Source organism: Tibeticola sp. (genome assembly GCF_022759015.1).
In the GTDB taxonomy this organism is placed as follows: domain Bacteria; phylum Pseudomonadota; class Gammaproteobacteria; order Burkholderiales; family Burkholderiaceae_C; genus Tibeticola; species Tibeticola sediminis.
In genome coordinates, this window is record NZ_JAEMQB010000120.1 from 1 (window position 1) to 14,571 (window position 14,571).

General features: G+C 65.6%; 13 protein-coding genes. 9 read left to right on the plus strand and 4 right to left on the minus strand.

The genetic code is table 11. The features are described from left to right. Nucleotides 1-243: 243 nt before the first annotated feature. From glnA to JHC36_RS07625, 9 genes are all read left to right on the plus strand, one after another. Nucleotides 244-1,659, plus strand: a complete 1,416-nt coding sequence (gene glnA, locus JHC36_RS07585) for a type I glutamate--ammonia ligase (RefSeq protein WP_287917842.1) — start codon at nt 244-246, stop codon at nt 1,657-1,659. 140 nt (nt 1,660-1,799) lie between these two features. Further along, nucleotides 1,800-2,318, plus strand: a complete 519-nt coding sequence (locus tag JHC36_RS07590; protein WP_503006973.1) for a hypothetical protein — start codon at nt 1,800-1,802, stop codon at nt 2,316-2,318. Nucleotides 2,319-2,328: 10 nt separating this feature from the next. Next, entirely contained in the window at nt 2,329-3,408 is a 1,080-nt protein-coding gene (gene glnL / locus JHC36_RS07595; protein ID WP_287917845.1) for a nitrogen regulation protein NR(II), read from the plus strand. Between the two features lie 39 nt (nt 3,409-3,447). After that, nucleotides 3,448-5,049, plus strand: coding sequence for a nitrogen regulation protein NR(I) (gene ntrC, locus JHC36_RS07600; RefSeq protein WP_287917848.1), 1,602 nt, complete (start codon nt 3,448-3,450; stop codon nt 5,047-5,049). Nucleotides 5,050-5,351: 302 nt separating this feature from the next. Further along, the gene (locus JHC36_RS07605) at nt 5,352-5,828 is read left to right on the plus strand and encodes a 4Fe-4S dicluster domain-containing protein (RefSeq protein ID WP_124220354.1); all 477 of its coding nucleotides are present in this window, start codon (nt 5,352-5,354) and stop codon (nt 5,826-5,828) included. A gap of 13 nt (nt 5,829-5,841) precedes the next feature. Then, nucleotides 5,842-7,689 (plus strand): aldehyde ferredoxin oxidoreductase family protein, encoded by a 1,848-nt coding sequence (locus JHC36_RS07610; protein WP_287917853.1) that lies wholly within the window; start codon nt 5,842-5,844, stop codon nt 7,687-7,689. Between the two features lie 199 nt (nt 7,690-7,888). Continuing rightward, nucleotides 7,889-9,181, plus strand: coding sequence for an NAD(P)/FAD-dependent oxidoreductase (locus JHC36_RS07615; RefSeq protein WP_287917856.1), 1,293 nt, complete (start codon nt 7,889-7,891; stop codon nt 9,179-9,181). Nucleotides 9,182-9,208: 27 nt separating this feature from the next. Next, nucleotides 9,209-9,463: a sulfur carrier protein ThiS gene (gene thiS, locus JHC36_RS07620; RefSeq protein ID WP_287917859.1), complete on the plus strand. Its 255-nt coding sequence runs from the start codon at nt 9,209-9,211 to the stop codon at nt 9,461-9,463. 36 nt (nt 9,464-9,499) lie between these two features. After that, on the plus strand, nt 9,500-9,793 hold the full coding sequence (locus tag JHC36_RS07625; RefSeq protein WP_287917862.1) for a hypothetical protein: 294 nt from the start codon (nt 9,500-9,502) through the stop codon (nt 9,791-9,793). Here the strand turns inward: JHC36_RS07625 and JHC36_RS07630 are convergent. The 4 genes from JHC36_RS07630 to JHC36_RS07645 form a co-directional block, all read right to left on the minus strand. Next, entirely contained in the window at nt 9,790-10,869 is a 1,080-nt protein-coding gene (locus tag JHC36_RS07630) for an ABC transporter ATP-binding protein (RefSeq protein WP_287917864.1), read from the minus strand. The genes JHC36_RS07625 and JHC36_RS07630 overlap by 4 nt on opposite strands. After that, nucleotides 10,856-12,424 carry an ABC transporter permease gene (locus JHC36_RS07635; protein ID WP_287917866.1) on the minus strand — a complete coding sequence of 523 codons (1,569 nt, stop codon included), beginning with the start codon at nt 12,422-12,424 and terminating at the stop codon, nt 10,856-10,858. Before JHC36_RS07635 ends, JHC36_RS07630 begins: the two co-directional genes overlap by 14 nt. Before the next feature lie 53 nt (nt 12,425-12,477). Beyond that, nucleotides 12,478-13,485 carry an extracellular solute-binding protein gene (locus JHC36_RS07640; RefSeq protein ID WP_287917869.1) on the minus strand — a complete coding sequence of 336 codons (1,008 nt, stop codon included), beginning with the start codon at nt 13,483-13,485 and terminating at the stop codon, nt 12,478-12,480. A 141-nt stretch (nt 13,486-13,626) separates the two neighbouring features. Further along, the gene (locus JHC36_RS07645) at nt 13,627-14,559 is read right to left on the minus strand and encodes a recombination-associated protein RdgC (RefSeq protein WP_503006974.1); all 933 of its coding nucleotides are present in this window, start codon (nt 14,557-14,559) and stop codon (nt 13,627-13,629) included. Nucleotides 14,560-14,571: the final 12 nt, after the last annotated feature.

The window sequence follows — 14,571 nt, forward strand, 5'->3', positions numbered from 1 at the left end:
ATTTGCAGCGCGGATTGGCCCCGAAGTGGTGCGCAAAATTTGATGCACCAAAATAGATCAAGCCCAGATGCACCAAACAGGTGCACCCTGCATGCGGGGTCGGATTTTTTTCATATTCAGGCGGGCCCCAGCCAAGGCACAATGTGGGCTTGGGAACCTTGCGGCATCGGGTCAATCTGGCACGGAAGCTGCATGCCGTTTTCGTGAATTTTTCGTCCCTCGCTTTCAACCCAGGAGCATCTGATGGCCAAGACCGTCGCCGACGTGATGAAGATGGTGAAGGAAAACGAAGTCAAGTTCGTTGACTTCCGCTTCACCGATACCCGTGGCAAACAACAGCACGTGACCGTGCCGATTTCCGCGTTCAGCGAAGACAAGTTCAGTGAAGGCCATGCCTTCGATGGCTCGTCGATCGCGGGCTGGAAAGGCATCGAGGCGTCGGACATGCTGCTCATGCCCGACCCGAACACCGCCAACATCGACCCCTTCTTCGAAGAGTCCACGCTGATTCTGGTCTGCGACGTACTCGAGCCGGGCGACGGCAAGGCCTACGACCGCGACCCGCGTTCGGTCGCCAAGCGTGCCGAGGCCTACCTCAAGGCTTCGGGCCTGGGTGACACGGCGTTCTTCGGCCCCGAGCCCGAGTTCTTCATTTTCGACGGTGTGCGCTGGAGCACCGAGCCGCAAAACCCGTTCTACGCGATCGAGGAATACGAAGCGCCGTGGAACTCGGGCGCCAAGCTCGAAGGCGGCAACCGTGGCCACCGCCCGACCACCAAAGGCGGGTATTTCCCGGTTCCGCCGGTCGACAGCACCCAGGACATGCGGGCCGAGATGGTGCTGATCCTCGAGTCGATGGGCATTCCGGTCGAGGTGTTCCACCACGAAGTGGCCGGCGCCGGCCAAAACGAAATCGGCACCAAGTTCAGCACGCTCGTCGAGCGCGCCGACTGGACGCAGACGCTCAAGTACGTGGTTTGGAACGTCGCCAATGCCTATGGCAAGACGGCGACCTTCATGCCCAAGCCCTACGCCGGTGACAACGGCAGCGGCATGCACGTGCACCAGTCCATCTGGAAGGACGGCAAAAACCTGTTCGCGGGCAATGGCTACGCGGGCCTGAGTGACTTTGCGCTCTACTACATCGGCGGCATCATCAAGCACGCCCGGGCGCTCAACGCCATCACCAACCCCACGACGAACAGCTACAAGCGTCTGGTGCCGGGCTTCGAAGCCCCAGTCAAACTGGCCTATTCCAGCCGCAACCGCTCGGCCTCGATCCGCATTCCGCACGTGGCGTCGGACAAGGCGCGCCGCATCGAGGCCCGCTTCCCCGATCCCATGGCCAACCCCTATCTGTGCTTTGCGGCGCTGATGATGGCCGGCCTCGACGGGGTGGAGAACAAGATCCACCCGGGCGAAGCCGCCAGCAAAGACCTCTACCACCTGCCGCCCGAGGAGGACGCGCTGGTGCCCACCGTCTGCCACAGCCTCGACCAGGCGCTGGAGTATCTCGACAAGGACCGTGCCTTCCTGACCAAGGGCGGCGTGTTCACCGACTCGATGCTCGACGCCTACATCGAGCTCAAGATGAGCGAGGTCACGCGCTTCCGCATGGCGGTGCACCCGGTCGAGTACGACATGTACTATTCGCTGTAAGACGACGGCGCATCGGAAATCAGGGGACGGTTGCGACCGTCCCCTTTTTTCTTTCTGCGCGCAGCGTCGGAAGCAGCGATTTGTCCGATACTTTTGCACCTGTGTGCCCTGCGTTACCCTTCGGAGGTTCGGGTTTGAAACTGACTCACTTGCTCGCCTGCGCTGCCGCGTCGATGGGGCTGGCGCTTCCCGTTTGGGCTCAAGAGCCGATCTACCGCTGTGGGAACGAATACACCAACAACCCTGCGGCAGCGCGAGACAAAAACTGCAAGCTCATCGATGGTGCCAACGTATCGGTCGTTCAGGGCAATCGGGCGCGCAACGCGGCGTCGGCTTCCCGCCCCAACGCGTCCGGTGCTTCGGTGGCGTCTCCAGGCAACCGGATCGACCCCAACGAACAGCGGGCACGGGACGCCGATGCCCGTGCCGTCCTCGAGGCCGAACTCAAGCGTGCCGAAGCCAAACTCGCGGAGCTGCGCGCCGAGTACAAAGATGGGCAGCCCGACAAAATCGGCATCGAGGCGCGCAACCATCAAAAGTACCTCGACCGTGTTGCCGAACTGAAGGCGGCGATCGCGCGCACCGAGGCCGACATCGCCGGTATCCGTCGGGAGCTCAGCCGGTTCGGTGCCCCTGGCGGTGGCTCCGACGCCCGTTGAGGAGCCCGGGATGAAGAGGCAGCGTGGGGAGAGCGCTGCGCGCATCGCGTTCGGCGCTTTTGACAGCCTGGCCACGCTGGTGGCGGTGCTCGATGCCGACCATCGGGTGGTGTTTGCCAACGCGGCGCTCGAGGATGCATTGGGCCTGCCTCGGCGCTTGGTCGAAGGCACCTTGTTGGTGGACTGGTTCCAGGATGGTGCCTCATTGGTCCACGCGCTCGACGGGCTCGAACGCAACGCCTACGCCGCCTTGCGCTACGAGGCGCAGCTGCGCCGCACCCAGCGCGAGCCTTTACCGGTGCACGTCATCGTGACGCGAGCCGAGGCGCCGCACCGGGCGGTGGTGGAGCTCGTTCCGCTGGAGGCGCAGGTCCGCAAGGAGCGGGAAGAGCGGCTCGTCGATCAGGCCGCGGCCAACAAGGAACTGGTGCGCAACCTCGCGCATGAAATCAAAAACCCGCTGGGCGGTATTCGTGGCGCGGCTCAGCTACTCGATCTCGAGCTGTCCACGCCCGCTTTGCGGGACTACACCCAGGTGATCGTCCATGAGGCCGATCGTCTTCAAGGCTTGGTCGACCGCTTGCTCGCGCCGCACCGCTCCCCGCAGGTCGTGGGTGACGTCAACATCCATGAGGTGTGCGAGCGGGTGCGCACCCTGGTTCTGGCCGAGTATCCGGCGGGACTGAGCATCCAGCGGGACTACGACACCTCGATCCCAGAGTTCCGCGGCGACCGCGAACAGTTGATTCAGGCCGTGCTCAACGTGGTGCAAAACGCTGCCCAGGCGCTCGCGGAGCGGCGTGCCCGCGGTGACGCGCTCATCGTTTTGCGCACACGGGTCGCCCGGCAGGTGACGCTCGGGAGCCACCGGCACCGGCTGGCACTGGAATTGCATGTCATCGACAACGGCCCCGGCATTCCCCACTCGATCAAGGACCGTGTGTTTCTGCCTCTGGTTTCGGCGCGCGAAGGTGGCTCGGGTCTGGGCCTCACACTGGCGCAGAACTTCGTGCAGCAGCATCAAGGCTTGATCGAGTGTGAGAGTGCTCCGGGTCGGACCGTTTTCAAAATTGTGATTCCCTTGCCATGAGGTTGCGTGCCTCGGGCTGCCGCACCGGAGCATGAATCGATGAAACCGATCTGGATCGTTGATGACGACCCCTCCATCCGCTTCGTGCTGGAGCGGGCCTTGCAACGGGAGCATGTTCCAACGCGCAGCTTCGAGCGGCCCAGCCAGGTTCTCGAAGCCATCGCCCATCTCGACACCCTGACGGCCGAGGCGCGCGCGCTCGAGGAGCCTGGCGTGCTCGTGAGCGACATTCGCATGCCCGGGGGCTCCGGCCTCGACCTGCTGACCGAGGTGCGGCGCACAAGGCCGCAGTTGCCGGTGATCATCATGACGGCCTACTCCGATCTCGACAGTGCGGTTGGGGCGTTTCAGGGTGGGGCTTTCGACTATCTGGCCAAGCCGTTCGATGTCTCCAAGGCCGTCACCTTGATCTGCCGAGCCTATGAGGAGCGTGAACAGCAGCAGCGCGCCGAAGAACAGAACACCGGCGCGGCGGAAATGCTCGGCCAGGCGCCGGCGATGCAGGACTTGTTCCGGGCCATCGGTCGCCTCTCGCCGAGCCATGTGACCGTACTCATCACGGGGGAAAGCGGCACGGGCAAAGAGCTCGTCGCGCGGGCCTTGCACCGACATTCCCCGCGTGCGAGCGGGCCGTTCGTGGCGATCAACACCGCCGCGATTCCGAAAGACCTGCTGGAGTCGGAACTCTTCGGTCATGAGCGCGGCGCATTCACCGGCGCGCAGACCTTGCGCCGTGGCCGCTTCGAGCAGGCCGACGGTGGAACCCTGTTTCTCGACGAGATCGGCGACATGCCGCTCGAGTTGCAAACCCGCTTGCTGCGTGTGTTGTCCGACGGGCAGTTCTACCGGGTCGGCGGCCATTCGCCGATTCACGCCAACGTCCGCGTCATCGCCGCGACCCACCAAAACCTGGAGCAGCGCGTCCGGGACGGCGTCTTTCGCGAAGACCTGTTTCATCGGCTCAACGTGATCCGCCTGCGCCTGCCGCGACTGGCCGAGCGCCGTGAAGACATCCCGATGTTGGCGCGGCATTTCCTCCAGCGCAGCGCACAGCAGCTCGGGGTCGAGCCCAAGCGCCTCTCGGATGCGGCGCTGGCCGCGCTGCAGCGTTACGATTTTCCCGGCAATGTGCGCCAGCTCGAAAACATCTGTCACTGGTTGACGGTGATGGCCCCCGCGCAGACGGTCGATGAAAAAGACTTGCCGCCGGAGGTCCTCGAAGGTTTGGCCCAGGCGGGCGCTCAAGCGCCTTCGTCGGATCGCGCCGACGCGACCGACAGCGCGCCACCGCGTGCGCAGCCCCGTACGGCAGAGGAAAGCGCTGGAACACCGGCGCCGTTGCCCCCATCGACGGCCGCCACGGATTGGTCCGTGGGCCTGTTCGAGGAAGCGGTCGAGCGCTTGCTGCGCGGCGAGCCCGAGGTTTGGGACACGCTGGTGCAACGCGTCGAGCGCCAGCTGCTTCAGGCCGGCCTCGCGGTCACCCATGGCCGTCGCGTGGACGCGGCGCTGCGCTTAGGCATCGGGCGCAACACCTTCACGCGCAAAGCGCAGGAACTGGGGCTGGAGGGTCGAGTGGCCGGGAGCACTCCATCGCCTGCCCGGGGCGATTCCCTGGGTGTTCGGACTGTCTCAGACTGAGAATCTTTTGCTTAGGGTTGCAGCACCTAGGGTAATTGCTGATCCCGCGCCCGGCGAGGCGACCAAGAATGGGCCTAGGCAACGCTGAACAAGTCCCCCGCGCGTCGCGCATCCCAGCTGCGGGCGGTCTGCGTCGTTGCAAATCCTCGCCATAGCTTGGGCTATGGCTGCGGTTTGCGCCTCGCATCCCATTCCGCGGCCGGGCGCGCGCCATCGCGGGAACTTGCTCACCGTTGCCTTTGGCTTGGGCCGGTCTACAGCGTCCGGGTCAATCATGGTTGCCCATTCGAGGAGACGCTTTTATGCAAAAGATGCTGCACATCAACCCCGACAAATGTACGGGCTGCCTCCAGTGCGAGATGGCCTGCTCGTTCGAAAACTACGGGGTGTACGCGACGGCGAAGTCGCGCATCAAAGTCTTTGACTTCCACCACACGGGCAAGAAAGTCCCCTATACCTGCACCCAGTGCGACGAAGCCTGGTGCCTGCATGCCTGCCCCGTGGAGGCGATCACCGTGGACAAGCTCACGGGAGCCAAGGTCGTCAACGAAACCACATGTGTCGGTTGCAAGGTCTGCACCATCGCGTGTCCGTTCGGCACCATCAATTACGTGGCCGAGACTGGCAAAGTGCAAAAGTGCGATCTCTGCGGCGGTGAGCCCGCTTGTGCCGACGCCTGCCCGACCGGCGCGATCACTTTCATCGACGCCAACTGGACCGGTCTTTCCAAGATGCAGCAATGGGCCGACAAACTGGGCAACCAGCCGTCTGCCGCCTGAAGGAGGTCACATCATGTCTTGGGCTGGAAAACTTCTCCGCGTCAATCTCACCAAAGGCACGGTCACGCCGGAGCCGCTGAATATGGACTGGGCGCGCGCCTACCTCGGCTCGCGCGGGCTCGCGGCCAAATACCTGACGAGTGAAATCGACCCCAAGGTCGATCCGCTGTCGCCCGACAACAAGATCATCTGGGCGACTGGTCCGCTCACTGGAACCATGGCGTCCACCGGCGGGCGCTACACCGTCTCCACCAAGAGCCCGCTGACCGGAGCGATCGCTTGTTCCAACTCCGGCGGCTATTGGGGTGCCGAGCTGAAAATGGCCGGTTGGGACATGGTGATCTTCGAAGGACGCAGCGACAAGCCGGTCTATCTCTACATCAACGACGATCTGGCCGAACTGCGCGATGCCTCGCATCTGTGGGGTAAGAGCGTCTGGGAAACCGAGGAGCTGATCAAGAAGGGCTTGCAAGACCCCCTGACCCGCGTGTCGAGCATTGGCAAGGCGGGCGAGGTGGGCGTGCTGTATGCCGCGGTGGTCAACGATCTGCACCGCGCGGCGGGCCGCTCGGGCGTCGGGACCGTGATGGGCAGCAAGAACCTCAAGGCCATCGCCGTGCGCGGTACCAAGGGCGTGGGCAACATCCGCGACCCCAAGGCCTTCATGCGCGTCACCAAGGAAAAAAAGCAGATCCTGCACGACAACCCCGTCACCGGCCAGGGCCTGCCGACCTATGGCACCCAGGTGCTGATGAACGTCATCAACGAGGTGGGTGCGCTGCCCACGCGCAACCACCGCGACAACCAGTTCGAGGGTGCGAAGGACATCTCGGCCGAGGCGATGGCCACGCCCCGCAAGACCGATGGCAAGCCGCAACTGGTCACCAATCAGGCGTGCTTTGGCTGCACCATTGCGTGCGGCCGCATCAGCAAAATCGATCAGACGCACTTCACGGTCGCCAATAAGCCGCAATACTGGGGTGCCAGCGGTGGCCTCGAGTACGAGGCGGCCTGGGCGCTTGGAGCGGCCAATGGTGTCAACGATCTCGAATGCCTGCAGTACGCGACCATGATTTGCAACGAGCAGGGAATCGATCCCATCAGCTTCGGTGCGACGGTGGGTGCGGTCATGGAGCTCTATGACCTCGGTATCCTCACCAAGGAGCAAATCGGGATCGAGGCGCCCTTTGGCTCCGCTGCGGCGCTCGCATTTCTGGTCGAGGAAACGGCGCAGGGCCGTGGCTTTGGCAAAGAGGTTGGCCTGGGCTCGAAGCGCCTGACCGAAAAATACGGGCGGCCCGATCTGTCGATGAGCAGCAAAGGGCAGGAGTTCCCGGCCTACGACGGCCGCGGCATCCAGGGCATCGGCTTGGCTTACGCCACGAGCAACCGTGGCGGATGCCACCTCCGCGGTTACACCATCGCGTCCGAAGTGCTTGGCATTCCGGTCAAGACCGATCCGCTCAGCACCGAAGGTAAGCCCGAGCTGGTCAAAGCCTTCCAGGATGCCACGGCGGCCTTCGATTCCTCGGGGCTGTGCGTGTTCACCACCTTCGCCTGGGGGCTCACCGACCTCGCGCCCCAGTTGCAGGCGGCCATCGGTGAAGAGTTCACCACCGAGGAACTCGAAAAAATCGGCGAGCGCATCTGGAACCTCGAGCGCGAATTCAACAACGCCGCGGGCTTCACGGCCAAGGATGACAGCTTGCCGCCACGGCTGTTGACCGAGCCTTGCAAGACCGGGCCGACCCGGGGCAAGGTCAACGAGTTGGCCAAGATGCTGCCGCATTACTACGAGGTGCGTGGCTGGGACGCCGAGGGGCGCCCCACCGCACAGACCCGCGCCCGCTTGGGTCTTTGAGCCGGACACGCCCAGGGCTCTGCTGGCAGGCGGCCCTGGGCAGAGGCGGCCCCTTGATGCGATTGAAAACATGAGGGGGTTGGGGCGTCAGCCTCGCCCTCGTTTCAGGCAACGCTGAATCCGTTTCCGCGATGGTGTGCCTTGCCCGGAGCGCGAGGGACTGCGGTGTCGTGTTGCTGCCAATTCGGAGTCTGTTTCCATGACGCACCATCTCATCCTGGGTAGTGGTCCGGCCGGCGTGATTGCCGCCGAAACCCTGCGTCGCCACGCGCCGGCGCAGGATCGCATCACGCTCGTGGGCGACGAGTCCGAGCCGCCGTACTCGCGCATGGCGATTCCCTACCTCCTGATCGGTCAGATCGGCGAGGCGGGCACCTATCTGCGCAAGGACCCGCGCCATTTCGAATCGTTGGGCATCGAGCTCCTGCGGGCACGTGCGGTGCGGGTCGACGCCGCAGCGCGAGCGGTGAACTTCGACAACGGGCAAGTCCTGAGCTTCGATACCTTGCTGATCGCCACCGGCTCCACGCCGGTGCAGCCGCCGGTACCTGGCATCGCCTCGGAAGGCGTGCTGCACTGCTGGACGCTGGCCGATGCGCGGGAGATCCTCAAGCGCGCGCAGCCGGGCGCGCGGGTACTGCAACTGGGGGCAGGCTTCATCGGTTGCATCATCATGGAGGCTCTGGCTGCGCGCGGCGTGGACCTGTCGGTCGTCGAGATGGGCGACCGCATGGTGCCGCGCATGATGGGGCCGACCGCAGGCGGCATGATCCGCGACTGGTGCGAATCCAAAGGCGTGCGTGTCTACACCAGCACCCGCATCGAGGCTGTGGAGCCCGGTGCGCCCTTGCGCGTGCGGCTCTCGAACGGGCAGACCCTGGAGGCGGATTTGCTCATCAGCGCCGCCGGCGTCAAGCCGACGATCGGTTTTTTGGCGGATTCGGGTATTACCCGTCTGCAAGGAGTGCTCACCGATGAGCACATGCAGACCAATGTGCCCGGCATCTATGCCGCAGGGGACTGCGCGGAGGCTTACGACAAGGTCAGCGGCCAGACCATCATCAGTGCGATCCAGCCCAATGCAGCCGAGCAGGCACGGGTGGCCGCTCTCAACATGGCCCGTCACCCGCAGCCGCCACAGGCCGAGCTCAAAGGCGTCACGCAGATCAACGTGCTCGATACCTTGGGCTTGATCTCAGCGAGTTTCGGCAATTGGCAGGGCGTCCCCGGGGGCGAGCATGTCGAGCTGACCGACGCGGCGGCGCACCGGCACCTCAGCTTGCAGTTCCAGGACGACGTTCTGGTCGGTTGCAACTGCGTCGGCTGGACCGAGCATGTGGGGGTGATGCGGGGTCTGGTCGAAGGGCAGGTGCCTCTGGGCGCGTGGAAGGACCAACTGTTGCGCAACCCCACCTTGCTCGCCGAGGCCTACCTGGCCGCTGCCCAGGGGCAAGGCCAATGGTCGGGCGCAGCCGACACCCGCCGGCGCTGAGCGGCCGCGCATGAACCGCCGACTGCCATGCGCATCACGCTCAAGCTGTTTGCCTCGCTGACCGACTACCTGCCCTCGCACGCCCGGCGGGACAACCAGGTGGAATTGGACGTGGCCCCGGACGCCACCATCGTCGATGTCATCGAGCCCCTGGGCCTGCCGCCGAAACTCGTGCACTTGGTTTTGGTCAACGGTGTGTACATTCCCCCGGAGGAGCGTGCGACGCGAACCCTCAACGAAGGCGATGCGCTGGCGATCTGGCCGCCGATTGCGGGTGGATGACGACGCGGCCGCTGTTGCCACTCGAGCGTTTTTCGGATGGCCACGCCTGAGCGCTTTACCCGCGAAATGGCATGCACCGAAGCCGAGTGGCTGCGCTGGTTGCCCGCAGCCATCGGCGAGCATTCCTGGGTTTTGCACCCGGGCGCTGCCGACGTCAGCCTAGGCACAGGCCGGCTGTCCCTGCGCTGGCAGGAGGGGCCTGCGCGACGCATCGCCTTGCTGCATCTGCCGACTTTGCTGGTCGCGTTTGGCTTCGAGTCGGTCGCTGAAGCCGAGCGCGCACGCTTCATGAAGCGCTTCGATCTCTACACCCACCGAGGGGGTGGCTAGTCTGGCCGAGCGAACGCGATGACATGGTCCACCGCCAGTCGGATGCCGATGCGTTCCCCGATGGCGTGGTTGTGGTGGGAGGGGACGAGGCACAGCACCTGTCGTCCGCTGTCGAGCCGGAGTGTGTAGAGGAATTCGGCGCCACGGAAGGCGCGCCGCACGACTTCGGCTTGGATCGGGCTGGCGTCGTCGTGGGTGATGTCGTCGGGTCGCAGCAGCACGTCGACGGCGGCGCCTCGACCCAGCGCCAGGCAACTGCCGCCATCGCATTGGGCGACATCGACCCCGCGCAGCACGCCGAGTTCGATCTGCACGGCATCGGCGCTCAGCACCTCGCCCGGCAGGAACACGCCTTGGCCGATGAAGTCCGCGACAAAACGCGAGGCTGGGCGGTGGTACAGATCGTAGGCGCTGCCCCATTGCACCAAGCGGCCTTCGTGCATTACGCCGATGCGGTCGGCCATGGCGAAGGCTTCATGTTGGTCGTGTGTCACCAGCAAGGCGGTGATGTTTTCATGCCGCAGCAGTTCCCGCACGTCGAGCGACAAGCGCTCGCGCAATTCCACGTCGAGGTTGGAGAAAGGCTCGTCGAGCAGCAGCAGCCTTGGGCGGGGCGCCAGCGCCCGCGCCAGCGCGACGCGCTGCTGTTGCCCGCCCGAGAGCTCCGTGGGCCGCTGACGCCGAACGGCATCGAGCCCGGTCAACGCCAGCATTTCCTCGACGCGCCGCTGGTGGTCCCCTTGAGCCCAGCGTCGCAGACCGAAGCCGACGTTGTCTTCGACGCTCAGGTGCGGAAAGAGCGCGTAGTCTTGAAACACGAGGCCGATGAATCGCTGTTCAGGCGGGACGAGGGTGGGCTCTTGCCCGGGGCGGGCATCGGCCACCGGGAGGCCGCCGATCCGTATGCGTCCGGCGCGCGGCGCCTCGAAGCCTGCGATCAGTCGCAAGGCCGTGGTTTTGCCGCAGCCCGAGGGGCCGAGCAGGCAGCCGACCTCGCCCGCCGGGATGTGCAGGCTGAGGCCCCGCAGGACAGTGCTTGCGCCGTAGGCGTGTTCCAGGTTTTCAATGTCGAGCATCGGTCTGTCGGATCAGGAGGAAAACCGGGAGCAGGCCGACGAGGGCAATCGCGACGGCGGGCAGGGCCGCGCGCTCCCACTCCCCTTCGGAGGTCATTTCGAACACGCGCACCGCCAGTGTGTCCCAGCCAAATGGGCGTGTCATCAGCGTGATCGGCAGCTCTTTCATCAGGTCCACGAACGCCAGCGCCGCGGCCGTGGCCAGCGTTCCGCGCAGCAAAGGCAGATGCACACGCCGCAGGCGGCCGAGGGTGCCTTCGCCCAGGATGCGCGCGGCTTCGTCCATGCTGCGGGAAATGCCTTGCAGGCCGGCCTCGATCGGCCCGTAGCCGACCGCCAGGAAGCGCACCAGGTAGGCCAGCAGCAGCGCGGCGAGCGTGTTGCTCAACAGCAGACGGTTCAGGCCCAGCGCATCGGCGATCCGGTGGTCGAGCCAGGTCAGGCACCAGACCGTCCCGACCGCCAGCACGGCGCCCGGCAGCGCGTAGCCCATGGTGGCCAGCCTTTGCGCCACGATCAAAGCGGGGCTCGTCTGCAGGCGCGCTGCGTAGGCCAAGGCCAGCGCCGTGCCGACCACGAGCAGCGCCCCCGCGGCCGAGAGCGCGAGCGAGTGCAGCGCGAAGCCGACGTAGCGCGCATCCAGGTCTTGCGCCATGACCCGGATGGCCCAGATCAGCAATTGGGCCATCGGTGCGGCAAAGGCCAGCAACCACAGCAGGCCGCAGTAGATGCTCGCCATCGCGGCGCGCCAGCCGCGCAGCGCCACCAAGGCCCCAGGAGCCGTCATTCGCGTCGTGCCCATGCGCGCCTGACGCCGAACCAGTGCAGCCTGGCCCAAGGCTGCGGCGAGCGCCAGAGCGATGAGGATGGCCGCCAGCTGAGCGGCAGCGTTGATGGATTGCAGAGCAAACCAGGTTTTGTAAATCGCGGTGGTGAAGGTGTTGTAGTTGAAAGCGGCGACGGTGCCAAAGTCGGCGAGCGTCTCCAACCAAACCAGCAGCAAGCCCGCGGAGATGGCCGGCAGCGCCATGGGCAGGGCGACCCTTCCGAAAGCTTGCAGTCGGCTGTGGCCCAGGGTTTGGGCGGCTTCCATCAGCCGTGCGCCTTGTGCGCGCAGCGCCGCGTAGGCGCTGAGGTAGACATAGGGGTAGAGCGCCAGGGTCAGCACCAGCACCGCACCGGCTGCGGAGCGGATCGGAGGGGCTGCGATGCCAAAGTGTGTGCGCAGCCAAGTGGGCAGTGGCGCCGAGAAATCGAGCCAGCCGATCCAGACGAAGGCGCCGACATAGGCTGGCAGGGACATGGGCAGCAGCAGCGCCCAAACGAAAAAGCGGCGCCCAGGGAACCGGCATAAGGCGGTGAGCGCCGCCGCAGGCACCCCGACGGCGAGTACGCCCGCGCCGACGCCGAGGGCGAGCGCCGCCGTGTGCCCCCAAAGCTCGGGCAGCACATGGCGCCCGAGGTGTGCCCAAATGTCGGGCGCCGGCCGGGCAAAGGCGCCCAGCAGGGCCAAGATGGGGGCGAGCGTCAGCAGGGTGATCGGAGTGACCCACACCCAGGTGCTCAGCCTGAGGCGCTGGCCGGCGTGCCTGTCTCGGTGGAAGACGCTCACTTGTAGCCGGTTCGGTCCATGAGCATCACGGCGCGAGCCTGGAGCCGGCCGGCCTCAGCCACGTTGATGGTGTTTGGCTTGAACGTTCCCCACGCGGCGACGGCGGGGGCCGGGCGCACGGCGGGGTTGGCCGGGTATTCGAGGTTCTGGTCGGCGTAGAGGTTTTGTGCCTCAGGTGAAGCGAGCCACTCGATCAGCCGTTGGGCCTCTTGAGGATGGGGTGCGTGGCGGGTGACGCCGGCCCCAGAGACGTTGACATGCACGCCCTCGTAGGCGAGGCCGGGGGCTTGGTTGGGCCAGAAGAGCGCGAGCGGCAGCTCGGGCTGCTTGGCCAAAAGCCGGCCGAAATAATAGGTATTGACGATGGTGACGTCACATTGCCCGGCCGCGACGGCTTCCATCGCCTTGGTGTCGTCGGCAAACGGCGGCGCGGCGAGGTTGGCGACCCAGCCGCGCACGATGGCCTCGGTCCGCTCCTCACCGTGCGCCTTGATCAGCGTGGCGACCAGCGACTGGTTGTAGACCTTTTTCGACGTGCGCAGGCACAGACGACCTTTCCACTTGGGGTCCGCGAGATCTTCATAGGTCGACAGGTCTTGGGGTTTGACGCGACGGGTGTTGTAGACGAGGGTTCGCGCGCGCACCGAAAGCCCGAACCATAGATCTTGCGGGTCGCGCAGATGGGCGGGGATCGCTGCGCGCAGCGCGGGGGAGGGTGTGGGACGCAGCACGCCTTCCGTGGCGGCCAGCCACAGATTGCCGGCGTCGACGGTCATCAGCACGTCGGCCGGGGTTTTATCGCCTTCGGCTTTGAGGCGGGCGAGCAGCGCCCCTTCGTTGTCGGTGATGAACTTCACCGTGACGCCGCTCTTGCGGGTGTAGGCATCGAACAGCGGCTTGATCAATTGCTCGTTTCGGGCGGAATAGACAACGACTTCGTTCGCCTGTGCCAGACCGGCGGCGGCTGCAAGCAGGAGGGCTGCGGTGGTGAACCATCGGCGCATGGGAAAGCTCCATTCAGTGGGAAGTTTCAATGGGCCCAACGTTAACCGATGTGCGAATGATTCGCAATAAAGAACCTTGAGTTCGACCCGTTTGCGCTGTGACAAGGCTTCGCGTGGGTCCCCAAGGGAGCAAGGCGCGCCTCAGAACGGCGGATCGTCAGCCCTTGGAGCGGCGGTTCCGACGGCTGCCGCAGGGGCGTCGATGGGCGCTGGTGTTTGGCCAGGAGCCACCTCGCCGCCGAGTGCCTCGACCAAGCCCGCGATGGCGCGCTGCAACTCGGCGGTCGAGAGGGCGACGTCGGTGTCGAAGCGTTCGCTCGGGTCGATGTCGCCCGCGGCGTCAAAAACGCCCTCGAGAAATTGCACCCGACGCAGTTGCAGCGACTCGGTGAGCACGAAGGCCACGCGCCCATCCCACGAGAGGGCGAGCCGCGTCGGTCGCAGCCCCCGCGCGAGATGCTGGCGGACTTCGTCGCTGAGGAGGTCGAGGCGGACGAGCTTGACGACGGATTTCTGCTCGTCGTCGGAGCGCAATTCACACTCGCGCTCGACCGCCAGCGCGCCGGGCCAGTCGTCGGGCGAAGCCGCCGAGAGCCACTCGGTCATGCCGGCTTGCGGTGTGTGCGCGGTTTGCAGCAAGCGCGGCGCGAGGGCGGGCATGGCGTGCGAGAGGGCGGTGAGGACGTCGTCAAGCCGCGCTCCGCTGGTGCTGTCGATCGCAAGCAAGCCGGTCTCAGGGTCGATCCAGACCCAGACCGAGGACTGTTTCGTGAAGGCCATCGGCAGCAGTTCGAGCCGCACGTCATCGCGCAGGTCGCGCAATTCCTTGCGGCCAGGCTTGCGTCCGGTGGTCTGCTCGATGTGTTGGGCGCGCTCCTCGACGGTGCGCCGCAGCACGTCACCCGGGACGGCACGAGTTTCGATCCGCAGCCGCAGCAGGCGCTGGCCCGCGACGGACTCGACCAGCGGCCCATGGGCCTGGCCGCGCGGCTCGATCCAGCCGACGGCCTTCTCCTGCGTGGGTGCGCAGGGCGCGAAGCGAGCCGGCTCGAGCGCGTCCTCGAGTGCGGCCAAAGGGGTGCGCGC

Excerpts from the sequence above, each read along its gene's own strand:
- JHC36_RS07615 (WP_287917856.1), top strand. The coding sequence starts at position 7,889 with ATGACGCACCATCTCATCCTGGGTAGTGGTCCGGCCGGCGTGATTGCC.
- JHC36_RS07625 (WP_287917862.1), top strand. The coding sequence starts at position 9,500 with ATGGCCACGCCTGAGCGCTTTACCCGCGAAATGGCATGCACCGAAGCC.
- ntrC (WP_287917848.1), top strand. The coding sequence starts at position 3,448 with ATGAAACCGATCTGGATCGTTGATGACGACCCCTCCATCCGCTTCGTG.
- JHC36_RS07630 (WP_287917864.1), bottom strand. The coding sequence starts at position 10,869 with ATGCTCGACATTGAAAACCTGGAACACGCCTACGGCGCAAGCACTGTC.
- glnA (WP_287917842.1), top strand. The coding sequence starts at position 244 with ATGGCCAAGACCGTCGCCGACGTGATGAAGATGGTGAAGGAAAACGAA.
- JHC36_RS07610 (WP_287917853.1), top strand. The coding sequence starts at position 5,842 with ATGTCTTGGGCTGGAAAACTTCTCCGCGTCAATCTCACCAAAGGCACG.
- thiS (WP_287917859.1), top strand. The coding sequence starts at position 9,209 with ATGCGCATCACGCTCAAGCTGTTTGCCTCGCTGACCGACTACCTGCCC.
- glnL (WP_287917845.1), top strand. The coding sequence starts at position 2,329 with ATGAAGAGGCAGCGTGGGGAGAGCGCTGCGCGCATCGCGTTCGGCGCT.
- JHC36_RS07605 (WP_124220354.1), top strand. The coding sequence starts at position 5,352 with ATGCAAAAGATGCTGCACATCAACCCCGACAAATGTACGGGCTGCCTC.
- JHC36_RS07640 (WP_287917869.1), bottom strand. The coding sequence starts at position 13,485 with ATGCGCCGATGGTTCACCACCGCAGCCCTCCTGCTTGCAGCCGCCGCC.